The sequence below is a fragment of the Mesorhizobium sp. M1A.F.Ca.IN.020.06.1.1 genome (assembly GCF_004023265.1).
In the GTDB taxonomy this organism is placed as follows: Bacteria; Pseudomonadota; Alphaproteobacteria; order Rhizobiales; family Rhizobiaceae; genus Mesorhizobium.
This window is the reverse complement of record NZ_RZSR01001046.1, coordinates 1-1,980: the sequence shown is the minus strand read 5'-3', so window position 1 is coordinate 1,980 and position 1,980 is coordinate 1. Positions and strand designations below refer to the sequence as shown.

Genomic DNA, 1,980 nt, shown 5'->3' with positions numbered 1-1,980 from the left:
CTGCAATGCGGCGCATTTGGCTCCAACTCCTGCCTGATCTTCAATTATCAGCCCGAGATCGGCGGCGGCCCGCGTCTGCATAAGCATCCTTACGCGGAGATCTTCGTCATCCGTTCCGGCACCGGCCTGTTCACGGTCGGCGATCGGCAGATAACGGCCACCGCAGGCCAAATTCTGATCGTGCCGGCCGACACGCCGCACAAATTCACCAATCTCGGCCCCGGTCCGCTCGAGACCACCGACATCCACGAGAACGGCAGCTTCATCACCGAATGGCTGGAGTGATGCGGCTTATTCGAGAGACAGGCCCTGTCCGCGGACCGATTCCCGCCTAGTTCTGTCAGTCGGAGCGATCGGACAGGTGAAGGCCGGGCGGATGGAAACTTCCAGCATCGAGGTTGAAGGACTGACCATTGCGATCCGCGAAGCCGGACCACGGGATGCGCCCGGCCTCGTGCTGCTCCACGGCTGGCCTCAAAGTTCCCATGCCTTCGAGAACGTGATCGGTCGGCTCGCCACCGATCAGCGCGTGATCGCGCCGGACCTGCCGGGTATAGGCGGCTCGCGAGGCACGCGCAAAACCGGTGAGAAAGCCCATCTGGCCAGGGTGATAGCGGCCTTGATTGACGCCTGCGGCCTGCGACAGGTCATAGTGGCCGGCCATGATGTCGGCGGCCAGATCGTCTTCGCGCTTTTGCGCAACCATCCGGAAATCCTCTCCGCCGCTGCGATCATGGATGTTGTCGTTCCGGGCGTGGCGCCGTGGGACAAGGTCATCCGCAATCCAAACCTCTGGCATTTCGCCTTTCACGCGGTTCCTGCTCTCCCGGAACTGCTGGTTGGGGGTCACGAGCGCGCCTATTTCGACTTCTTCTTCGACACCCTTTCGAAGGAGAAATCCGCCATCCCGGCCGAAGCAAGAGACATCTACGCCAAGGCCTATTCGCGGCCGGAAAGCCTCAAGGCGGGCTTCGACTGGTACCGCGCCTTTTCCGAGGACGCCAAGGCCAATGCCGTTCCGCCGGCAAGCCCGATCGATACGCCGGTGCTCTGCCTCAGGGGCGCTGCCGAGACCGGCGAGATCACCGATTACCTCAATGGCTTGAAGGCCGCCGGCCTCTCCAATATCGAGGGCGACATCATCCCCGATAGCGGGCACTTCGTCGCCGATGAGAATCCCGGAGCGCTCGCCTTGCGCCTGGCGCGCTTTCGGAAGGAAGTCAGCGCTTAGCTGGCGCCGAGCCTGGCCAGCACCGCCCGCGGGATGTCGTATTCGCGGATCACGGCGTCATGCTTGCGCAGCCCGCAGAGTTCGCGCTGGATGAAATAGGCGTGGACGGCTTCTGCCGCTTCTTTCAGCAGCCGGTTGCGATCCCCGCCTTCCCCATTTTCGCGCAGCTTCGCCAAGGCCTCGTCGACGCGCTGGCCGGCGCGACCGAGGGCGGCCGCCTTTTCAGCGAGTATTTCGTGGCCGAGCAGATCGAGAGCGCTTTCCTGCGCTCCTGACCGTCCGAAATTGCTGGGCATTCTGATCGACATGGCTGCGTTTCTACTCCGCCGGGCGCGTCTCTTCCAGCGCGCTTTCCTCATTGAAGAGGAAGCCGCCGGACTGCCGTTTCCAAAGCCGCGCATAAAGGCCGTCCAGCGCCACCAGCTCATCATGCGTGCCTTCTTCGACGATGCGGCCGCCGTCGAGCACGACCAGCCGGTCGAGCGCTGCGATGGTGGAAAGCCGGTGGGCGATGGCTATGACGGTCTTGTTCTCCATCAGCCTTGCCAGGTTTTCCTGGATCGCCGCCTCGATGTCGGAATCGAGTGCCGAGGTCGCCTCGTCTAGGATGAGGATCGGCGCATCCTTGAGGAAGAGGCGGGCGATCGCCACGCGCTGGCGCTGGCCGCCGGAGAGCTTGACGCCGCGCTCGCCGACATAGGCTTCGTAGCCAAGGCGCTCGCGATTGTCGCGCAGCCCCATGATGAAGT

At 63.4% G+C, this 1,980-nt stretch carries 4 protein-coding genes; 2 read left to right on the top strand and 2 right to left on the bottom strand.

Translation table 11 applies throughout. From position 1 onward, the window contains the following. A partial coding sequence (locus tag EOA60_RS30740) for a cupin domain-containing protein (protein WP_206628327.1) occupies positions 1–285 on the top strand: 285 nt, incomplete at its 5' end. Between the two features lie 91 nt (positions 286–376). After that, positions 377–1,231: an alpha/beta hydrolase gene (locus EOA60_RS30735; protein ID WP_127335407.1), complete on the top strand. Its 855-nt coding sequence runs from the start codon at positions 377–379 to the stop codon at positions 1,229–1,231. Here EOA60_RS30735 and EOA60_RS30730 read toward each other — a convergent pair. Beyond that, positions 1,228–1,539, bottom strand: coding sequence for a DUF6665 family protein (locus EOA60_RS30730; RefSeq protein WP_095823272.1), 312 nt, complete (start codon positions 1,537–1,539; stop codon positions 1,228–1,230). The two genes, EOA60_RS30735 and EOA60_RS30730, sit on opposite strands and share 4 nt — an antisense overlap. Before the next feature lie 10 nt (positions 1,540–1,549). Further along, positions 1,550–1,980: ATP-binding cassette domain-containing protein (locus EOA60_RS30725; RefSeq protein WP_128312449.1), on the bottom strand; the 431-nt coding region annotated here is incomplete at its 5' end.